The following is an 18,743-nucleotide window of genomic DNA, read 5'->3' as shown; positions in this document are numbered from 1 at the left end:
GGGCCTCCGTATCGCCGATAGGATGGTGTGCTCTCTCGGGCGGAGCACTTACGGGGGACGTATGACGACGCCTGAATCACCCATCTTCGACCGCACCGCGACCCGGAGACTGTGCGCCGGGGTCTATCTGGACACCGAGTTCCGCGACGCCGTCCTGCACCGGGTGTACAACGCCCGCAAACGCCGGGTGGCGCCGTCGTACGGCTACGACCTCGTGCCCGTCGTGACGCACGCGTGGCGTGCCTGGTGGCTGTCCACCATCGGCGACGCCGTCCTGCTCACGCTGTGCTGCGCGGCGATCCTGCTGTACCCGCTCCCGGCGCTCCTCGCCGCCGTGGTCCTCTTCGACGTCGGCCTCGTGCTCGCGGCGCTCACGTACGGCGTGCGCTCCCTCCGTGCCGTGCGGGACAGGTCCACCGGCGGCGCCGAGGCCGACGCGCCCGAGGCCTCCTGGCACCGGGACATCGGCTACGGAGTCGTCATCGCCGCCCTGCTCACCGTGGGCGTGTTCGCGGCCGTCAGGGACAGCGTGCGCGACGACGGCGGCATCACCGCGGCCGCCGTGATCGCGCTGACGCTCCCCGCCGTCCTCGCGGTGCTCGGCACGCTGCGGCAACTCGCCGTGAACCGGCTGCGCGCCCACGGCACCGACCCGCGCCGCCCGCGCGCCCGCGGCCGACTGGCCGTGATCGAGAGCCAGCAGCGGCACCCCATGGTGGTGTACTCGGGCGACAGGCCCTTCGTCGGCAGCGGCAGCCGCCTGCGCACCTGGTCGTTCGCGCAGCGTCTGGTCGAGGCCAAGCCGCTCGGCGTCGACAAGGACGTCGAGTTCGAGAAGAAGCCGTTCGCCACCCGGGAGTTGGTGGAGGAACTGCGGCGCGCGATCACGACGCTCGGCTCTGAGGAGGACCCCGAGACCCGGCTCCCGGGCCTGCGGGTGCTCGACTCCCTCTTCGTGGAGGGCCGTTACGCGCGCGGTTACGCGGACGACCTGGAGCCGGACGCCGGTGCCGCGCTGGTCGAGCGGGTCCTAGACCGCCCGCAGGAGACGGTCCGGCACTATCTGACGTGCCAGGTGGAGTCCTGGGGCGGCGAGGTGGTGACCACCGTCTTCGTCCACGTGTCGCTGCAAGGGCGCACGATGTACATCGAGTTCAGCAGCCGGGCGCTCGCGCCGACCCGCCTCGCGTACCAGGTCGTCGACACCATCGGCGGGACGGGCACGCTGGCGACGCTGCGCGCGGCCGCGTACCACGGCATCCGCATCCGGGACATCGCGCTGGCGCCCGTGCGGCTGCTGCGGGCGCCGCTGCCCCTGCTCGGCGCGCTGGGCGGCGGGGGCGACGCCACCGTGGCGCAGCTCAAGCGGGGCCGGGACATAGGCGCCGACTGCAGCGCGCGCGAACTGGCGGCCATCGGCGCCGACGAGAACTACTTCCAGACCTTCGACGTCGTGAAGCACCTGAAGATCATCGAGCAGCGGCTCCTGTCGACCGTCGGCGACTACCTCACCGAGCGCGGCGTGGACACCTCCGAGTTCCGGCGGCGGGCCACGGCCATCCTCAACAACGGGGTCATCAGCACCGGCAACAGCGGGATCATCCAGACCGGCTCGGGGGACATCGACATGTCGGGAGCCATGGGTGAGGGCACGAGTGTCGGCAAGTGATCCCGGGAGGGACGCCGTGGGGAACAACGGGGTCATCAGCACCGACAACAGCGGGATCATCCAGACCGGCTCGGGGAGCATCACCGTCTCCGCCAAGAGCGCCGACGACCCCGACCCCTCGCCGGGACCCGACCCGGAGACCTGGGACCTCGGCGTCGTCACCGTCCTGTCCGTGGAGACCCGCGCCCTCATCGCCGCGCTGTCCCGGCGCGGCACGCAGCGCAAGACGGTCACCGCGCGCCGCGAACGGTTCCGCGAGTTCCGCTGGGCCGACGCGGGCCGCCCGGTGCGGGTCGCCGTCACCCAGGCGCTGCACCCGGGCCAGTTGTCGGCGGGCAGCGCGGTGGCGGCCCTGCGCGACGCGTACGCCCCGCGCTTCCTCGCCCTCGTCGGCATCGCCGGTGCCATCCACCCGGACCTGCGCCTGGGGGATGTCGTCGTGGCGCAGGAGGTCGTGCACTACGAACCCCGCAAGGTGACGCCCGAGGGAATCCGACGGCGCGGCCGCAGCCACCCCGTGGCCGCCGAGGTGCAGCACGCCGTCAACGACTTCTTCACCGAGCACGACGAGCCCTGGCCGCTGCCCGGCGCCGGGGACCACCGGGCGCGGCGCGGCCCCATCGGCTCCGGCGAGGCCGTGCTCGCCGACACCGAAGCCGCCGAGCGGGCCTACCTGCGCCAGTACAACGAGAAGGTCCTCGCGGTGGAGACGGAGGGCGCGGGCCTCGCCGAGGCCGTGTACGCGGGCCCCGCGCACGGCGCGCCCGAACCGTGGCTGATCGTCCGTGGGATGTCGGACACGGCGGGCCCCGACAAGGACGACCAGCACCACGCCGTCGCCGCCCGCAACGCGGCGGAGGTCTTCTGCGCCCTGCTCCCCCACCTGCTGTGACCCCTGCCGCGCGCCCTGCCGGGGCCCCGCAGGCGACCGCACTCGCCCTGATCGACCCCGACCGTACGGAGGCAGGATGGCGCAGCCGGACGAGGTGACCCTCGGACGCGTACTGCTCACCGAGTACGAACAACTGAAGGCGGAACAGACCGGCCGCATCCGGCTGCGCGACAACTTCCTGTACGCGATGCTCGCCGCCACGGCCGCCGTCATCGCCTCCACGATGCGCGTGGGCGACCACCTGGCGCTCCTCCTGCTGCTCCCGCCGATCGCGCTGCTGCTCGGCTGGACGTACCTGGTCAACGACGAGAAGATCTCCGCGATCGGCCGCCATGTGCGCACCACCCTGGCCCCGCGCCTGGCCGAAGTCCTCGACGCCGACGAGGAGATCCTGACCTGGGAGTCGGCCCACCGCGACGACCACCGCCGGGGCTCGCGCAAGGCGCTCCAGCTCGCGGTGGACCTGCTGGCGTTCACCGTCTCGCCCCTGGCCGCGCTGACCGCCTTCTGGGTCAACGGCCACCTCACCTGGCCGCTGCTCGCGGTCTCGGGCGCGGAGACCGCCGCCGTCGGGGTCCTCGCCTGGCAGATCGTGGGGTACGCCGACCTCGGGCGGGGCTGAGGACACCGCGCGCGGCCGTTCGGTCCACACAGCGCGGCAAGAATCCAACAACCTGCCGACGCAAAGAATTGAGACCGCACCTTCCGCGGGTTGTGATGGACCCATGGAACTTCTCCACCACGAGGACGTGTCCCCCGGCACCGGCGGTCTCGCGCCCCGCGCGTGGTACGCGGGCTCGGACGCCGCCGTGCTCTCACTGAACGGGAGCTGGCGGTTCCGGCTCTCCCCGGGCGCCTACGGGCTCGACGAGTCGTTCGCCGCCGCCGGCTTCGACGCCGCCGCCTGGGACGAGGTCGTCGTGCCCGGGCACTGGGTGCTCCAGGGCCACGGCGCGCCCGTCTACACCAACCAGATGTATCCGTTCCCCGTCGACCCGCCGCGGGTGCCGACGGAGAACCCGACCGGTGACCATCTGCGTGGCTTCGACCTGCCCGCGCACTGGCCCGCGGACGGGGCCGCGGTGCTGCGGTTCGACGGGGTCGAGTCGTGTGCGCGGGTGTGGCTGAACGGCACTGCGCTCGGCGACTTCAAGGGGTCTCGGCTGCCGCACGAGTTCGCGGTGGGACATCTGCTGCGGCCGGAGGGCAACGTCCTCGCCGTACGGGTGCACCAGTGGTCGTCGGGGTCGTACCTGGAGGACCAGGACCAGTGGTGGCTGCCCGGGATCTTTCGGGACGTGACGCTCCTGCACCGGCCGGAGGGCGCTGCGCGGGACTTCTTCACGCACGCCTCGTACGACCACGAGGCGGGCACGGGCACGCTGCGCGTGGACTCCGACGTGCCGGGCCGGGTGCGGGTGCCGGAACTGGGCGTCGACGTCGCGACCGGGCAGAGCGTGACCGTGCCGGTCGAGCCGTGGTCGGCGGAGCGGCCCCGGCTCTACGACGCGGAGCTGGCCACGGCGGGCGAGCGGATCGCGCTGCGGGTGGGGTTCCGGACGGTCGCGCTCACCGCCGGGCTGATCACCGTGAACGGGCGGCCGTTGCTGTTCCGGGGCGTGAACCGGCACGAGTTCCACCCGGAGAAGGGCCGCGCACTCGACCGCGACACCATGCGCGCGGACGTCCAGCTGATGAAGCAGCACAACATCAACGCCGTCCGCACCTCCCACTACCCGCCGCACCCCGCCTTCCTGGACCTGTGCGACGAGCTGGGCCTGTGGGTCATCGACGAGTGCGACCTGGAGACCCACGGCTTCACGACGCTGGGGTGGCGCGGCAACCCCGTCGACGACGACCGCTGGACCCCGGCCCTCCTCGACCGCGCCGCCCGCACCGTCGAGCGGGACAAGAACCACCCGTCGGTGATCGTCTGGTCGCTCGGCAACGAGTGCGGCACCGGCAAGGGCCTGCGCGCGATAGCCGCCTGGATCCGCGACCGCGACCCGGACCGGCTCCTGCACTACGAGGGCGACCCCTCCTGCCAGGACACCGACATGTACTCGCGCATGTACGCCGACCACGCCGAGGTCGAACGCATCGGGCAGCGCGCGGACGAGGGACCCGAGGCGCGGCGCCGACTGCCCTTCGTCCTCTGCGAGTACGGGCACGCCATGGGCAACGGCCCCGGCGGCCTGCGCGAGTACCAGGACCTCTTCGAGCGGTACGAGCGGCTGCAGGGCGGCTTCATCTGGGAGTGGATCGACCACGGCCTGCGGCACCCGGAGTTCGGCCACGCCTACGGCGGTGACTTCGGCGAGGAACTGCACGACGGGAACTTCGTCTGCGACGGTCTGTGCTTCCCCGACCGGACGCCGTCCCCCGGGCTCCTCGACTACAAGCAGGTCATCCAGCCGGTGCGCTTCACCTACGACCCGGTGTCCGGCACGGTGTCGGTGACCAACCTGTACGACTTCGCGGACCTCTCGGAGCTGGCGTTCGAGTGGACGTACCTCGTGGACGGCCCCGAGCACCCGGTGTCGGGCCCCCTCGACGTGCCGCCCGAGCTGGGCCCCGGCGAGAGCGTCGAGCTGAAGCTGCCCGACCCGCCGCCGGTCGCGGGCGGCGCCGAGATCCGGCTGCACGTGTCGGCGATGGTGTGCGAGGAGACCAACTGGACCTCCCTCGACCACGTGGTGGCCCGCGCCGACTTCGCCGTCACCCCGCGCCCGCCCGTGCCCGTCGCCACCGGTGAACGCCCGCGTCGCCGCGGCTACGACATCGCCCTCGGCCCCGGCCGCTTCGACGCCCGCACCGGCGAGCTGCGCGGCCTGGACGACCTCACCCTGACCGCCGCCCCGCGCCTCGACGTGTGGCGGGCGCCCACCGACAACGACGACGGCGCGCCCTGGCAGCCCGACACGCGCTACGGCCCGCTGTGGCGCAAGCTCGGCCTGGACCGCATGCAACACCGCCTGGACGGCGTGGAGTCGGGCGCGGACGGGCTCACCGTCCGCACCCGGGTGGCCCCGGCCGCGCGCGACCTGGCGCTGCGGACCGTCTATCGCTGGACGTCCGACGGCACGGCCCTCAGGCTCGCGGTGTCGGTGACGCCGGAGGGCGACTGGCAGGTGCCGCTGCCCCGGCTCGGCGTCCGGCTCGGCCTGCCCGCCGCGCTCGGCTCCGCGCACTGGTTCGGCGGCGGGCCCGGCGAGGCGTACCCGGACACCAAGTCGGCGTCCAGCGTGAGCCGTTGGTACCTGCACGTCGACGGCATGCAGACGCCGTACGTCCGCCCGCAGGAGAACGGGGCCCGCCCCGACGTCCGCTGGGCCGAGCTGCGCGACGGCTTCGACGGCGGCGGGGTGCGGATCGTCGGCGACCCGGAGTTCTGGTTCACGGCCCGGCGCTGGAGCAGCGAGCAGCTGGACGCGGCGGCCCACCGCACGGATCTGACGCCGGGTGACACGGTGTGGGTGCACCTCGACCACGGGCAGCGCGGCATCGGCTCGCAGTCGTGCGGCCCCGGAGTCCTTGAGCGCCATGAACTCCGGGTCGCACCGGCGGAGTTCACGTTCACCTTCACCATGGCCGAACGGGGGTGGTGAGAGAAGACTGAACGGGGCGGCGCGCCCCGCGGCCACCGGGCTCGGGACCCCGTCTGACCCGGAGGAACACGGTTACGGCCGCCTAGACTGGGAATGACGACGACCCACGCGCCGCCCTGGGGGGAGGGAACACCCTGTGTCACAGCAGCAGCTCCGCCGCAGCCCGGTCCGGCCGGATCCCGAGCCGCCGCCCCCGGGCGATTCGCGCCAGGGCCGGTTCGTGGGCTGGCTCGGCGGCCTCGGCTGCGTCGCGGCGGGGTACGCGGTGTTCCAGTCCCTGGTCGGCGTGTTGCCGCAGGAGCTGTCCACGGACGCCGCGCGCTACGGCATCGCGGGCGTCAGCGGCGTCGGCACGGGCGTGGCCGCCTGGCTGGCGGCGGCCCTGCTGCGCGCCCGGGCGGGCACGGACGACTCCGGCGCGCCCACCGCGCCGCGCCCTCCCGGCACCGGCACGGCCTCCGGCGCCGCGCACGCCCCCGGCCCCTTCCCGGCGCTCGCCGCCGCGACCCACCGCACCCTGCACGCCGAGCTCGCCGTCCTCGACGACCCCGACCGCGGCCTCCTCACGGGCTGGCCGCACGCCCTCGACGAACAGACCCTGCCGGTGCGGCCCACCCCCACCGGCACCGCGTACGGACTCCATCTCGTCCTCGAACTCGGCGTGCAGGACGGCAGGTTGAACCCCTCGGAGCTGGTCGAGACGCTGTGGCGGCAGCGGCTTCCCGACGGCGGCTGGGCCGCGCGCTCCCAGGGGGCGGCGCCCCGGCCCGAGGTGACGGCCCTGGTGCTCGGAGCGCTCGCCCGCGCGGGCGCCGACCCGGCGCGGCTCGCCGACGAGGCGGCGCGCTGCGCGGCCCGCTTCACGGCGGACCTGGAGCCGTCCGGCCTGGCCCGCACGCACGTGGTGACGACGGTGCTGCGGGGCATGCTGCGCGCGGCGCCAGCGTCCCCGGCCATCGCCCGGCTGCGGGACGAGCTGGTCGACCGGACCATCACCGACCCCGCCCGCGAGCACCGCCGCTGCTGGGGCCCGGCCCTGCGCGTGCCCGCGGCGCACACCACCCGCCCCTCGCCCGCGCACACGGCGCAGGCCGTCGTCGCCCTGGACCGCGCGGCCCGCGTCCTGGGCGAGGACGGCAACACCCGGGCCGCGCGCGAGGACGGCATCCGCTGGCTGCTGTCGTGCCCGCTGTCCGGGCACGAGGAGTGCGCGGACCTGCTCAACACGCAGGAGGAGGTGCGCCGCCCGCACCCGCAGGACTCCTGGCGTCAAGAGGTCCTCTTCGTGCGGCACTTCACGGCCGCGTGGATGGTGCGGGCGCTGCTGACGCCGGGCGCCTGGGAGATCGCCGTGGCCGAGGGGCGCGAGGAGGCGTGGCGGGCGCTGCTCGCGGACGCGGTCGCCGGGGTGCTGCGCCAGCAGGACGACGGCATCTGGAACTGGGACGGGCACGATCTCGGCCGCCCCCTGTGGATGACCTATCAGGGCCTTTCGGCGCTGCGGGCCCATGCCGTATGGATGTATCAGCCGGACCGCTGAGAGCCGGTCCTTGAGTCCCGGCGGGCGGGGCGGCGGAGCGGACGGAAGGCGGCGTGACCGCATGGGTGGTCGGCACGTGCTGCGGGCCAGGCGGCTCCTGTCGGGGTCCCTCGACGGGCTCGTCGACCTGATCGGGGCCGACGAGGAGGAGCTGGTGCGGGCGGCGCGCACGGTCGTCGCCGAACTGGGCTCCCCCGGGCGGCTCTCGGCGCTCGTGGCGGAGCTGGCGGCGGGTGTCGGCGACCCCTCGGGGTGCGCGCGGCTGTCGTACCGGCACGTCCTCGGCTTCGACAAGCTGCTGCTCGTGGACGTCGGCACCCGGCACATGCTGCGCGCGCACGTCTGGCATCCCGGCGCGCACCGGGCGGGCCGGGAGGACATCCACAACCACCGTTCGGCGCTGGCCTCGTTCGTGGTGCGCGGCACCCTCGGCATGGAGCTGTACGAGACGGCGGGCGACGGCCCGCTGGCGGCGGCGCGCTATCGCGAGTCGCTGTCGGCGGAGGTCAGCGACTGGCTCCTGGAGCCCGCGGGCCGGGCCCGGCTGCGCCTGACGCAGACCGCCGAGTACGCGGCGGGCAGTGGCTACGCCCTGCCGTCGCACGCGCTGCACCGCGCGTGGTGCGCCTCGCCGGGGGCGACGGTGACGCTGTTCCTGGAGACGGGTGCGGGCAGGCGGCGCTACACGGACGTGTTCACGGGTGGCGGCCGGGACGGGCGGGCGCAGGCGTACGCCAAGGAACCGCTGGAGGTGGCGGAGTATCTGGCGGAGCTGCGGGCGCTCGCCGAACTGATCGGCGGGAGCGAGGAGTTGGCGTGCTCCTAGGCCAACAGGGCCTGGGGTGAGGGGGCCTGGGTCCGGGTGGTGCGACGGCGGGACCTGGGCCTAGGCGGTGCGGGGTCCGGGGGCTGTCAGTGGATGCGCAGGCGGCTGAGCGCCTGACCCACGATCTCCCGGTTGTAGTCGTCGATCTCGACCGTGCCCAGCTCGCCGGGGGTGAGCCAGCGGTGGTCCTGGTCGGGGTGGGGCAGCGTCACGTCGAAGCTGAGCGGACTGACGAGGAAGTTGTCCTGCCAGTTCTTGACCTCGTGCCCGCGGTACTGACTGACGAAGGAGGACTCGCCGACCTTGCGCACGACATGGCCGAGCAGCCCGGTCTCCTCCTTCAGCTCGCGCAGCACGCCGTCGCGCGGACTCTCGCCCGGCTCCAGCTTCCCGCAGGGCACCCCCCACACGCGTGGCAGGAACCGCTCCGTCTCACTGCGACGCACGAGCAGCACACGGCCCCGGTGGGCCACGACGGCTGCCGCAAGATGGTTCTCGCCAGGGATAGCCATGCCACCACCGTAGCGAGGAATCGGGCCCCCGGACAGTCACGGACGCCGTCCGCGCCCCGCCCGCGCGCCCCCGGCGCGTCCGATTCCTTCAAGACCCGCACGGAGGGGCTGCCTACGCTTTCCGGCATGAACAGCAACGACACCCCCGACACCCCGAACGCCACCACCCCCGGCACGCACGTCACGCCCCGCCTCGACATGGTGGGGATCGTCACCTCCGACATGGCGGCGTCGCTCGCCTTCTACCGCAGACTCGGCCTTGACTTCCCGGCGGGCGCCGAGGACCTGCCGCACGCCGAGGCCACCGTCCCCGGCGGCCCGCGCTTCGCCCTCGACACCGAGGCCACCGTCCGCTCCTTCTCCCCCGACTGGGAGCCGGTGGCGGGGGCCGGGCGCATCGGTCTCGCCTTCCACTGCGGTACGCCCGCGGGCGTGGACGCGGTGTACGAGGAGCTGACGGCCGCCGGGTACCGCTCTGAGCTGAAGCCGTTCGACGCCGTGTGGGGACAGCGGTACGCGACGGTGCTCGACCCCGACGGCAACGGTGCCGACCTCTTCGCGCCGCTGCCGGGCTGACCTCCCTCAGCCGGTCCGGCCGAGCAGCTCGGTCAGTGGCATGCCCGTCAACTCCTTGACATCACGGGCCAGATGGGCCTGGTCGGCGAAGCCCGCGGCGGCGGCCGTGTCCGCGTACGGCCGTCCGGCCCGGGCCAGCGCGAGGGCCCGCTGGAGCCGCAGGACGCGCGCGAGCGTCTTGGGGCCGTAGCCGAACGCGGGCAGCGAGCGGCGGTGCAGTTGCCGGGCGCCCAGGCCCGCGGCGGCGGCGGTCTCGGCGACCCCGCGGCCCGCGTTCAGCGACCGCGCGACCTCCGTCAGGAGCGGGTCGGGCGGCGGCCGGTCGGCCGCGCGCTCCGCGGCGACGGCCTCCAGGGCGGCCACGGGATCCTCGGCCGCGTCCACGCGTGCGGTACGGCGGCGCACTTCGGCGGCGCCCCACAGGTCCGCCAACTCCACGCGCTGGTCCCGCAGTTCGTGGGCGGGGGCGCCGAGGATCGCGGGGGCCGTGCCGGGCGCGAAGCGGATGCCGACGTACCGGCCGGGCTCCCCCGCCGCGGGCCGGTACGCGCGCGTGTCCGGGCCCGCGACGAACAGCCTGCCCTCGGTCCACAGCAGGTCCATGCAGCCGTCGGGCAGGACGGGCGAGCCCGCCGGGGCGCCGGAGGCTTCGGCCGGTACCGCGGTCTTCGTCCACACGACGGCGCCGGGCAGCACGACGGAGGGCCGCTCGGCGTACGAGGGCCGCTCGGCATACGGGGACCGCTCGGCGTACAAGGGCGTCGCACCCTCGTGCCCACCGCTCCCGACCGTCATGTCCCCAGGCTACGACGCGCCCGTGCGGTGGTCCTGAGGGCTGACCCCGTACTCCCGCTTGAAGGCGCTGGACAGGGCGAAGGCGCTGCCGTAGCCGACCTTGCGGGCGATCGAGGCGATCGTCAGGTCGCTGTCGCGCAGCAGGTCGGCGGCCAGGGCGAGGCGCCAGCCGGTCAGGTACGTCATGGGCGGCTCGCCGACCAGCTCGGTGAAGCGCCGGGCGAGCGCGGCCCGGGAGACGCCCGCCTTGGCGGCGAGGGACGCGACGGTCCAGGGGTGCGTCGGGTCGTCCTGCAGGAGCCGCAGGACCGGGCCGACGACGGGGTCGCCCATGGCCAGGTACCAGGCCGGGGGCTCCGCCTCCGGGCGGGAGAACCAGGCCCGCAGAGCCGCGATGAGCAGCAGGTCCAGGAGCCGGTCCAGGACGACCTCCTGGCCCGGCTCGTCCTTGTCGATCTCCTCCGCCAGGAACGGCGTCAGCGGGCAGTCCCACACCTCCGTCGGCAGCACCAGCAGCGGCGGCAGCGCGTCGAGGAGCCGCCCGGTGATCTCGCCCCGCATCTGGTACGTCCCGATCAGCATCTGGACCGCCCCGTCGCGCTGGCCCCAGCGGCGCAGGCCGAGCATGGCGTAGTGGCCCTCGGCGGCGCCGTTCAGCGGTGCGCAGGACTGGCCGGGGCCGATCTCCCCGAAGGGCGGGGTGGCCTGGTCGCCCGTGACCAGGTACGGGTCGGGGGCGCGGGCGATCGCCACGTCGCCGGGGCGGAGCAGGCGGGGCGGCCGGTCGGGGTGCGGGGCGCCGTCGGCGTTCTCCGGGACGATCCAGGCCTCGCCGGCCACCATGATCATGACCGATACGGGTGCCCCGTCCGCGATGCGGACCGACCACGGCGGCTCGAAGCACGCGCGGAGCATGAAGGCCCCGCGGGCGCGGGGACCCTCCAGGAGACCTGCGAGTACGTCCATGGGGGCAGCGTAGACGCACGCGTATGTGCGTGAGCCCTTCGCGGATGGTGCCCGTGCGGGGAGCGGGAGTTGACTGTGGCCATGACGACAAACGAGCAGAACACGCAGCCCACGCAGAGCACTCCGGCCACTGGGGTCGCTCCGGCGCCGGTGACCGTGCTGGTCACCGGGGCGACCGGGCGGGTCGGCAGCCGCGTCGCCGAGGCCGCGCTGGCCGCCGGGCACGAAGTCCGCTCCGCCTCCCGCTCGGGCGCGGTGCAGTTCGACTGGTACGACTCGGCGACATGGGCGGACGCCCTGCGCGGCGCCGACGCCGCGTTCCTCGCCTACCAGCCCGACGTCGGCGCGCCCGGTGCCGCCGAGATCGTCGGCGCGTTCGCCCGGCGGGCCGTCGAGCTGGGGGTACGCCACCTCGTCCTCCTCTCCGCCCGCGGCGAGGACCAGGCCCGCGCCACGGAGGACGCGCTCGACGTGCCCGGGGCCCGGTGGACCGTGGTGCGGGCCAGCTGGTTCGCCCAGAACTTCAGCGAAGGGCCGCTGGCTGACGCCATGGTCGAGAGCGGGGAGCTGGCGTTCCCCGGTGGTGAGGTCCTCGAACCCTTCATCGACGTACGGGACATCGCGGACGTCGTCCTCGCCGTGCTCGCCGAGAGCGAGCGGTACGGCGGGCGCGTGCTTGAGGTGAGCGGTGGACGGCTGCTGTCCTTCCGGGACGCGGTGGCCGAGGTCTCCGCCGCCGTCGGGCGGGAGTTCGGGTACGTGCCGGTGCCCGCCCCCGAATACGGGGCCGCCCTCCGCGAATTCGGGGTCCCCGACGCGGAGGTCGCATTCCTCGTCGAACTCTTCGAAACGAACCTCGATGGGCGCAACGCGCACATCTCCACCGGCGTCCAGGAAATACTCGGCCGGGCGCCGAGGGAATTCTCGACGTTCGTCCAGGAAGCAGCCACCACCTCAACCTGGAAGCAGTAACCCCCACCCGCCCTTCCCTCACACTCCCGCACCCCCTCAACGGCCGGGCTGGCCGGAGGGGCCGGGCGGGCCGGAGGGGCCGGGCGGGTGCCGCGTGCCGGTGGGCGCCACGCGCCGGGGGCACCCTTCGCGGGTGGGCACCCCTCGCGGGTGGGCACCCCTCGCGGGTAGGCACCCCTCGCGGATGGGCACCCCAAGCCGGTGGGCGCCCCTCGTGGGTTGATGCCCCTCGCGGGTGGGACAGTCCCCCGCCGATCGGCCCTCCGGGCCTCGTCCTCAATCGCCGGACGGGCTGACTTCCCCACCCACCCGCCCTATCCCGCCCCGCGGGCGGGGCTGACGAGGGTGGGCGTCCCGCACAGGCAGGACGGTCCTCCCCCGATCGGCGCTCCGCGCCTCGTCCTCAAACGCCGGACGGGCTGTTCCCCACCCACCCGCCCCTTTTCGCCCTTCGGGCGGGAGGGATGGGCGGGCCGTCGCCCTCTCGGGCAGGGGACATGGGCGGGCCCTCACCCCCTCAGGCAGGAAGGGCATGGGCGGGCTCTCACTCCCTCAGACAAGAGGGCATGGGCGGGCTCTCACTCCCTCAGACAAGAGGGCATGGGCGGGCTCTCACTCCCTCAGACAAGAGGGCATGGGCGGGCCCTCACCCCCTCGGGGCTGAGGATGAGCGGGGCTTCGGCGCTCAGGCGTGAAGGGGTGGGGTGGGCGGACCCAGCCTGTCCGGCGCTTGAGGACGAGGCCGCAGGCCGACCGGCGGAGGCCCGGACCACCCAACCATGACCGCGACCGATCCAGCCCGTCCGGCCCCTGAGGACAAGACCGCAGGCCGACCGGCGGAGGCCCGGACCGCCGAACCGTGACAGCGACCGATCCAGCCCGTCCGGCGCTTGAGGACGAGCGCGCAGCGCGATCGGCAGAGGCCCGGACGACCTAACCATGACCGCGACCGATCCAGCCCGTCCGGCCCCTGAGGACGAGCGCGCAGCGCGATCGGCGGGGGGCCGGGGGCGGCAGCCATCGGGATCGGGGAGGGGCGGGGTTGGGGAAGGCGCCGCAGGCCTGGCCCAGGTTGAGGGCGAGGCGCCGCCGGGCTCGGCCGGGGTGAGGCGAGGCGTCGCCAGGTTCGGGCGGGGTGAGGCGAGGCCTCGTCGGGGTCGGCCGGGGCAGGGGAACGCGCCGCGGGCTATTCCGGGTCGGGGTGGTCGCCGTTTCGTTTTGAGTGGTGGTGGGTGCGGAGGCGGGAGGAGACGTCGTCGGGGGGCAGGAAGCGGGACCAGCGTTCGGGGAACTCGGACGGCATGTCGGGGTCGTCGGGATCCTCCGCGGCCCGAGCGGCCGCGGCGCGGGCGACGAGCTCGGCGGCCTTCGCTTCGCGGACGCGTTCGTTGGCCTCGCGGGCGGAGGCCGTGGCGACCGAGGGCCACACCCGGTCTATGGCGGCGTTGACGGCGGCGCCCACGAGCACCGCGAACGCCGAGATCCCGATCCACAGCAGCACCGCGACGGGCGCGGCCAACGACCCGTAGATCGTGGGCCCTTCGACGGTGCTCGTGAGATAGATGCGCAGCAGGAAGCTGCCGAGCACCCACATGCCGAGGGCGATGAGCGCCCCGGGCATGTCCTCGACCCAGGGCGACCGCACGGGCACGGACACGTGGTAGAGGGTGGTGAGAAAGATGATGGAGAGGAGGGTGACGACGGGCCAGTAGAGGATCTGGACGACGGTCGCCGACCCGGGCACGAGCTTCACGACCGCGTCCGGCCCGGCCACCATCAGCGGCAGCGCGACGGATCCGATGACGAGGGCGACGAGGAAGAGCCCGAAGGCGAGGATGCGGGTCTTGACGATGCCGCGGGCGCCGTCGAGTCCGTACATGACGGTGATGGTGTCGATGAAGACGTTGACGGCGCGCGAGCCGGACCAGAGGGCGAAAAGGAACCCTATCGAGATGACGTCGGGCCGCCCGACCTTCATGACGTCTTCGAGGATGGGCTGCGCGATCTCGCGGACGCCCTTGTCGGAGAGGATCGTGCGGGACGCTTCGAGGATGTTGTTCTCGACGCTGGTGATGGTGTCCGCACCGGTCCACCGGTCGACGTACGCGAGCAGCCCGATGAGGCTGAGCAGCAGCGGCGGCACGGACAGCAGCGTGAAGAACGCCGCTTCCGCCGCGAGCCCGAGGACGCGGTACTCGATGCAGGAGTTGACGGTGTCCTTCAGCAGCAGCCAGGCGGTCCTGCGCTTGGAGACGTTGCGGTAGAGAGCGCGGGCCCGTTTCCAGCGGCCGTGTGGCCGCCCGGGTGTTTCTTTTGCCTGGTGCACCTCCTTACCGTAGCGGCATGGCAGCCACCACCCACACAGTGACCAACCAGGCTCCGCCCCTGGTGGGATATGACGTCTTCGCGTGCGACCGCGCTCTGGTGGAGGGGGTCGAACGGCATCTCGAACCGGCTCTCCTGGAGACGGCCAGAGAGGAACTCTCCACGCTCGGCCGCACCGCTGGTTCCGCCCAGGCACAGGAGTGGGGGGTGCTCGCCAACGAGAATCCACCTGTACTGCACACGCATGACCGGTATGGGAACCGTGTCGACGAAGTCGCGTTCCACCCGTCCTGGCACCGGCTGCTCGGCAAGGCGGTCGGCGCGGGCCTGACGGCGGCGTGGCACCGCCCGGGCGGGCACCTGCGGCGCGCGGCGGGCTTCCTGGTGTGGACGCAGACGGAGGGCGGGCACGGCTGCCCGGTGTCGATGACGCACGCGGCGGTGCCCGCGCTGCGCGCCGATCCGGCGCTGGCCGCCGAGTGGGAGCCGCGGCTGACGTCCACGGTGTACGACGAGGGGCTGCGGCCGGCCGCGCAGAAGGCGGGCGTGCTCTTCGGGATGGGCATGACGGAGAAGCAGGGCGGCAGTGACGTACGGGCGAATACGACGCGGGCGCGGGCGCTCGCCGAGGACGGTACGTATGAACTCGTCGGGCACAAGTGGTTCTGTTCGGCGCCGATGTCGGACGGTTTTCTCGTGCTCGCGCAGGCCGAGGCCGGACTCACTTGTTTTCTGGTGCCACGGGTTCTGGAGGACGGTTCCCGGAACGTATTCGGCATTCAGCGTCTGAAGGACAAACTCGGAAACAAGTCGAATGCCTCCAGCGAGGTCGAATTCGACGGCACGTGGGCGCGCCGGGTCGGCGACGAGGGGCGCGGGGTGCGCACCATCATCGAGATGGTGGCGGCGACCCGGCTGGACTGTGTGATCGGCTCGGCGGCGCTGATGCGGCAGGCGGTGGCGCAGGCCGTGCACCACGCCACGTACCGGGAGGCGTTCGGCGGCAAGCTCGTCGACAAGCCGCTGATGCGCAACGTACTGGCCGATCTGGCCGTGGAGTCGGAGGCGGCGACGACGCTCGCGCTGCGCCTGGCGGCGGCGTACGACGACGGGGGCGAGCGGGAGCAGGCGTTCCTGCGGCTCGCGGTGCCGGCCGCGAAGTACTGGGTGACGAAGCGGTGCACGCCGCTGGCGGGCGAGGCGCTCGAGTGCCTGGGCGGCAACGGGTACGTCGAGGAGTCGGGGATGCCGCGCCTGCTTCGCGAGGCGCCGCTGAACTCGATCTGGGAGGGCTCGGGCAACGTCCAGGCGCTTGACGTGCTGCGGGCGTTGCAGCGGGAGCCGCAGGCGCTCGCCGCGTTCCTGGAGGAGGTGGGCGCCGCGCGCGGGGCCGATCACCGGCTGGACGGCGCGATCAAGGACCTGCTGACCGAGCTGGCGGACCTGGACGGCATCGAGGCGCGGGCGCGCCGCCTGGTCGAGCGGATGGCGCTGGTGCTCCAGGGCTCGCTGCTCGTGCGGCACGCCCCGCCGGAGGTCGCCGACGTGTTCTGCGCCTCGCGGCTCGGCGGGGACTGGGGTGCGGCGTTCGGCACGCTGCCGCACACCCTGGACCTGGGGGCGGTGGTGGAGCGGGCGGCCGTGCGGCTCTGAGGGGCCCGGCGGTCCGGACGGGCGGCGGGCGCCGGCCTCTTCGCGGGGCGGCGCCCGGGGCCGGACCGGCCTGCGGGGAATTCACGCCCGACGGGCGCTGTCACGGGGGTGGTGCTGCGCCGACACGGCACCACCCCCGGTTTTCAGGCCCCGTCGGGACGGGTGCCGCACTGGGCGGCACACGGTCAAGTTTCAAACACCGCACGACTGTTCGCCAGAGTTGCAGAGGGTTGCAACTCTGGACGGTGTGCGGGGTCCGGGATCGTACGACCTGGGTGAAGCACGTCCTTCGACGCGCCCGGAAGGGCACGATGGAAGACGTGTCCCCCTCTGTCGGCGGGCTCGGGGAGCGGGAGGAACCGGTGATGAACACGCATGCGACGTTCGACCTCGAACGGCTGACGGTCGTGCAGACCGCGCAGGCGGCACGGCTGCTGCGGGAGGTGCGCGACGCCAGGATCGCCGGACAGCGGCCCCGCGTCGGGCCCCGGCCGGTGATCGGGGCGTCCTGGGACCGGATGCTGGCGAGCGGCGTCGACCCCGAACACGACTTCCGTACGGGCGTGTTGAGCATGGACGAAGTGGAGCGGCGGCGGCAGGCGTCACCGCTCAGACATGTGCTTCCGGTGCTGCGCGAGGGGCTGCTCTCGGTCGCGGACGTCGCGCAGCACATCATGGTCGTCGCGGACGCCGAGGGGCGGTTGCTGTGGCGCGAGGGCAACAAGTCGGTGCTGCGGATGGCCGACGGGCACGGCTTCGAGATAGGAGCCGACTGGCGGGAGAGCACCGTCGGCACGAACGGCGTCGGTACGCCGCTGGTGGCGCGGCGCCCGGTCCAGGTCTTCTCCGCCGAGCACTTCGTGCGCACGCACCACCGCTGGACCTGCACGGGCGCGCCGATCAGCGACCCGAGGGACGGGCGGCTGCTCGGCGTGGTCGACATCAGCGGGCCGCTCGACACCATGCATCCGGCGACGCTCGCCCTGGTCTGCTCGGTCGCCAAGCTCGCCGAGGCGCGGTTGCGCGAGGCGCATCTGACGGCCCTGGACCGGTTGCGGTCGGTGGCCGCGCCGGTGCTCGCCCGGATGGACGGGCGGGCCGTCGCGGTGGACTCCCACGGCTGGACGGCGGCGGTCACGGGCATGCCGCCGGTGGACCGGCTCGCACTGCCCAAGTCCCTTGCCGACGGCCGGTCCTGGCTGCCCGCGCTCGGCATGTGCACGGTGGCGCCGCTGCCCGGCGGCTGGCTGCTGCGCCCGGACGGCGAGGAGCGGGACGTGGCGGGGCCGGGGACGCGGGTCGTGGTGGACGTGGCCGCGCCGCACCGCTGGACGGTCACCGTCACCGGCAGCGCGGACTGCTGGACCCATGAACTGTCGCCCCGGCACGCCGAGTTGCTGTATCTGCTCGCCGTGCACCGTGCGGGCCGCACCGCCGCGGGGCTCGCCGCGGATCTGTTCGGTGATCCGGCACGCACGGTGACGGTCCGCGCGGAGTTGTCCCGGGTCCGGCGCTATCTGGGCGGCCTCCTCGCCCACCGTCCGTACCGCTTCCAGGAGGACGCGGACGTCCAGCTCCTCCTGCCGGACGACGCCTCGCGGCTGCTCCCGCACTCCCTGGCCCCGGCGGTGCTGCGGGCGCGGGCGGCGGCGGAGCCTTGACCGGGGCGGGGCCCGGTGGGCCGACTTACACGAGTCATGCGGTTCGGCGGCCGCCGCTTCCGGGACCCGGGGTCGGCTCTCGCGGCCCCCGGCAATTCCGCCTTGGCCCGCCCCCACCTCGCATGATTGCCTGACCGGCATGAGCATCACACTCACCACCTGGTCCCTCGAACAGACCGCCCCGACCGATCTGCTCCCGGCCGCCGCGCCTGACGGCGACATCCGGATCGTGCGGGCCGAGGTGCCGTCGCCCGAGTTCAGCCGGTTCCTCTACGCCTCCGTCGGCGCCGACATCACCTGGGTGGACCGGCTCTCCCTCAGCTACGCACAGTGGCAGGAGCATCTGGCCCGGCCCGGCGTGGAGACCTGGGTGGCGTACGACAGGGGCACGCCCGCGGGGTACGTGGAGCTGGACCCGCAGGACGACGGGGTCGTCGAGATCCTCTACTTCGGGCTGATCCCGGCGTTCCGGGGGCGGCGGATCGGGGGGCACCTGCTGTCGTACGGGGCGGCGCGGGCGTGGGATCTCGCGGAGCGGTGGCCCGGGCGCCCGGCGACGAAGCGGGTGTGGGTGCACACGTGCAGCCTGGACGGGGAGCACGCGATGGACAACTACCTGCGGCGCGGGTTCCGCCTCTTCGACACGAAGGTCTCGCAGGAGCGGGAGCAGGACACCCCGGGGCCGTGGCCCGGGGCGGGGCAGCTCGGCTGACGTTCGCCGCGTCACCGGCACCCTTGGCCGGGGCGC

15 protein-coding genes are annotated in these 18,743 nt (G+C 73.7%); 11 read left to right on the top strand and 4 right to left on the bottom strand.

Annotated features, from left to right (window positions below; translation table 11 throughout):
- The first annotated feature begins 61 nt into the window (after positions 1-61).
- From IE274_RS11300 to IE274_RS11275, 6 genes are all read left to right on the top strand, one after another.
- On the top strand, positions 62-1,669 hold the full coding sequence (locus tag IE274_RS11300; RefSeq protein ID WP_190115530.1) for an AbeC-like domain-containing protein: 1,608 nt from the start codon (positions 62-64) through the stop codon (positions 1,667-1,669).
- Positions 1,670-1,685: 16 nt separating this feature from the next.
- Positions 1,686-2,561 (top strand): 5'-methylthioadenosine/S-adenosylhomocysteine nucleosidase family protein, encoded by an 876-nt coding sequence (locus IE274_RS11295; RefSeq protein WP_190115529.1) that lies wholly within the window; start codon positions 1,686-1,688, stop codon positions 2,559-2,561.
- Positions 2,562-2,637: 76 nt separating this feature from the next.
- A complete protein-coding gene (locus IE274_RS11290; protein WP_190115528.1) occupies positions 2,638-3,183 on the top strand; it encodes a hypothetical protein in 546 nt (181 codons plus the stop codon).
- A gap of 103 nt (positions 3,184-3,286) precedes the next feature.
- On the top strand, positions 3,287-6,169 hold the full coding sequence (locus tag IE274_RS11285) for a glycoside hydrolase family 2 TIM barrel-domain containing protein (protein ID WP_190115527.1): 2,883 nt from the start codon (positions 3,287-3,289) through the stop codon (positions 6,167-6,169).
- A gap of 136 nt (positions 6,170-6,305) precedes the next feature.
- Positions 6,306-7,709 (top strand): prenyltransferase/squalene oxidase repeat-containing protein, encoded by a 1,404-nt coding sequence (locus tag IE274_RS11280; protein WP_190115526.1) that lies wholly within the window; start codon positions 6,306-6,308, stop codon positions 7,707-7,709.
- Between the two features lie 61 nt (positions 7,710-7,770).
- A complete protein-coding gene (locus IE274_RS11275) occupies positions 7,771-8,535 on the top strand; it encodes a hypothetical protein (RefSeq protein ID WP_190115525.1) in 765 nt (254 codons plus the stop codon).
- Between the two features lie 86 nt (positions 8,536-8,621).
- On the opposite strand, the gene IE274_RS11270 is transcribed toward IE274_RS11275, so the two are convergent.
- Entirely contained in the window at positions 8,622-9,047 is a 426-nt protein-coding gene (locus IE274_RS11270; protein ID WP_190115524.1) for an NUDIX hydrolase, read from the bottom strand.
- A gap of 126 nt (positions 9,048-9,173) precedes the next feature.
- On the opposite strand from IE274_RS11270, the gene IE274_RS11265 reads away from it, so the two are divergent.
- A complete protein-coding gene (locus tag IE274_RS11265; protein ID WP_190115523.1) occupies positions 9,174-9,623 on the top strand; it encodes a VOC family protein in 450 nt (149 codons plus the stop codon).
- A 6-nt stretch (positions 9,624-9,629) separates the two neighbouring features.
- Here the strand turns inward: IE274_RS11265 and IE274_RS11260 are convergent, their stop codons facing one another.
- Complete coding sequence (locus tag IE274_RS11260; protein ID WP_190115522.1) at positions 9,630-10,418, bottom strand: helix-turn-helix domain-containing protein; 789 nt, start codon at positions 10,416-10,418, stop codon at positions 9,630-9,632.
- A 9-nt stretch (positions 10,419-10,427) separates the two neighbouring features.
- Positions 10,428-11,384 (bottom strand): AraC family transcriptional regulator, encoded by a 957-nt coding sequence (locus IE274_RS11255; RefSeq protein WP_190115521.1) that lies wholly within the window; start codon positions 11,382-11,384, stop codon positions 10,428-10,430.
- A gap of 81 nt (positions 11,385-11,465) precedes the next feature.
- On the opposite strand from IE274_RS11255, the gene IE274_RS11250 reads away from it, so the two are divergent.
- Complete coding sequence (locus tag IE274_RS11250; protein ID WP_190115520.1) at positions 11,466-12,356, top strand: NmrA family NAD(P)-binding protein; 891 nt, start codon at positions 11,466-11,468, stop codon at positions 12,354-12,356.
- Between the two features lie 1,186 nt (positions 12,357-13,542).
- Here the strand turns inward: IE274_RS11250 and IE274_RS11245 are convergent.
- On the bottom strand, positions 13,543-14,682 hold the full coding sequence (locus IE274_RS11245; protein ID WP_190115519.1) for a YihY/virulence factor BrkB family protein: 1,140 nt from the start codon (positions 14,680-14,682) through the stop codon (positions 13,543-13,545).
- Positions 14,683-14,699: 17 nt separating this feature from the next.
- On the opposite strand from IE274_RS11245, the gene IE274_RS11240 reads away from it, so the two are divergent.
- The 3 genes from IE274_RS11240 (at position 14,700) to IE274_RS11230 (ending at position 18,707) form a co-directional block, all read left to right on the top strand.
- Entirely contained in the window at positions 14,700-16,334 is a 1,635-nt protein-coding gene (locus IE274_RS11240) for an acyl-CoA dehydrogenase family protein (RefSeq protein ID WP_190115518.1), read from the top strand.
- Between the two features lie 365 nt (positions 16,335-16,699).
- Positions 16,700-17,995, top strand: coding sequence for a GAF domain-containing protein (locus IE274_RS11235; RefSeq protein WP_190115517.1), 1,296 nt, complete (start codon positions 16,700-16,702; stop codon positions 17,993-17,995).
- Positions 17,996-18,134: 139 nt separating this feature from the next.
- Positions 18,135-18,707: a GNAT family N-acetyltransferase gene (locus tag IE274_RS11230; protein WP_190115516.1), complete on the top strand. Its 573-nt coding sequence runs from the start codon at positions 18,135-18,137 to the stop codon at positions 18,705-18,707.
- Positions 18,708-18,743 lie beyond the last annotated feature (36 nt).

Origin of the sequence: Streptomyces flavofungini, from assembly GCF_014650815.1 — a bacterium.
Lineage (GTDB): Bacteria > Actinomycetota > Actinomycetes > Streptomycetales > Streptomycetaceae > Streptomyces > Streptomyces flavofungini.
The sequence above is the reverse complement of the archived record's forward strand: the minus strand, read 5'-3'. Positions and strand labels throughout refer to the sequence as shown.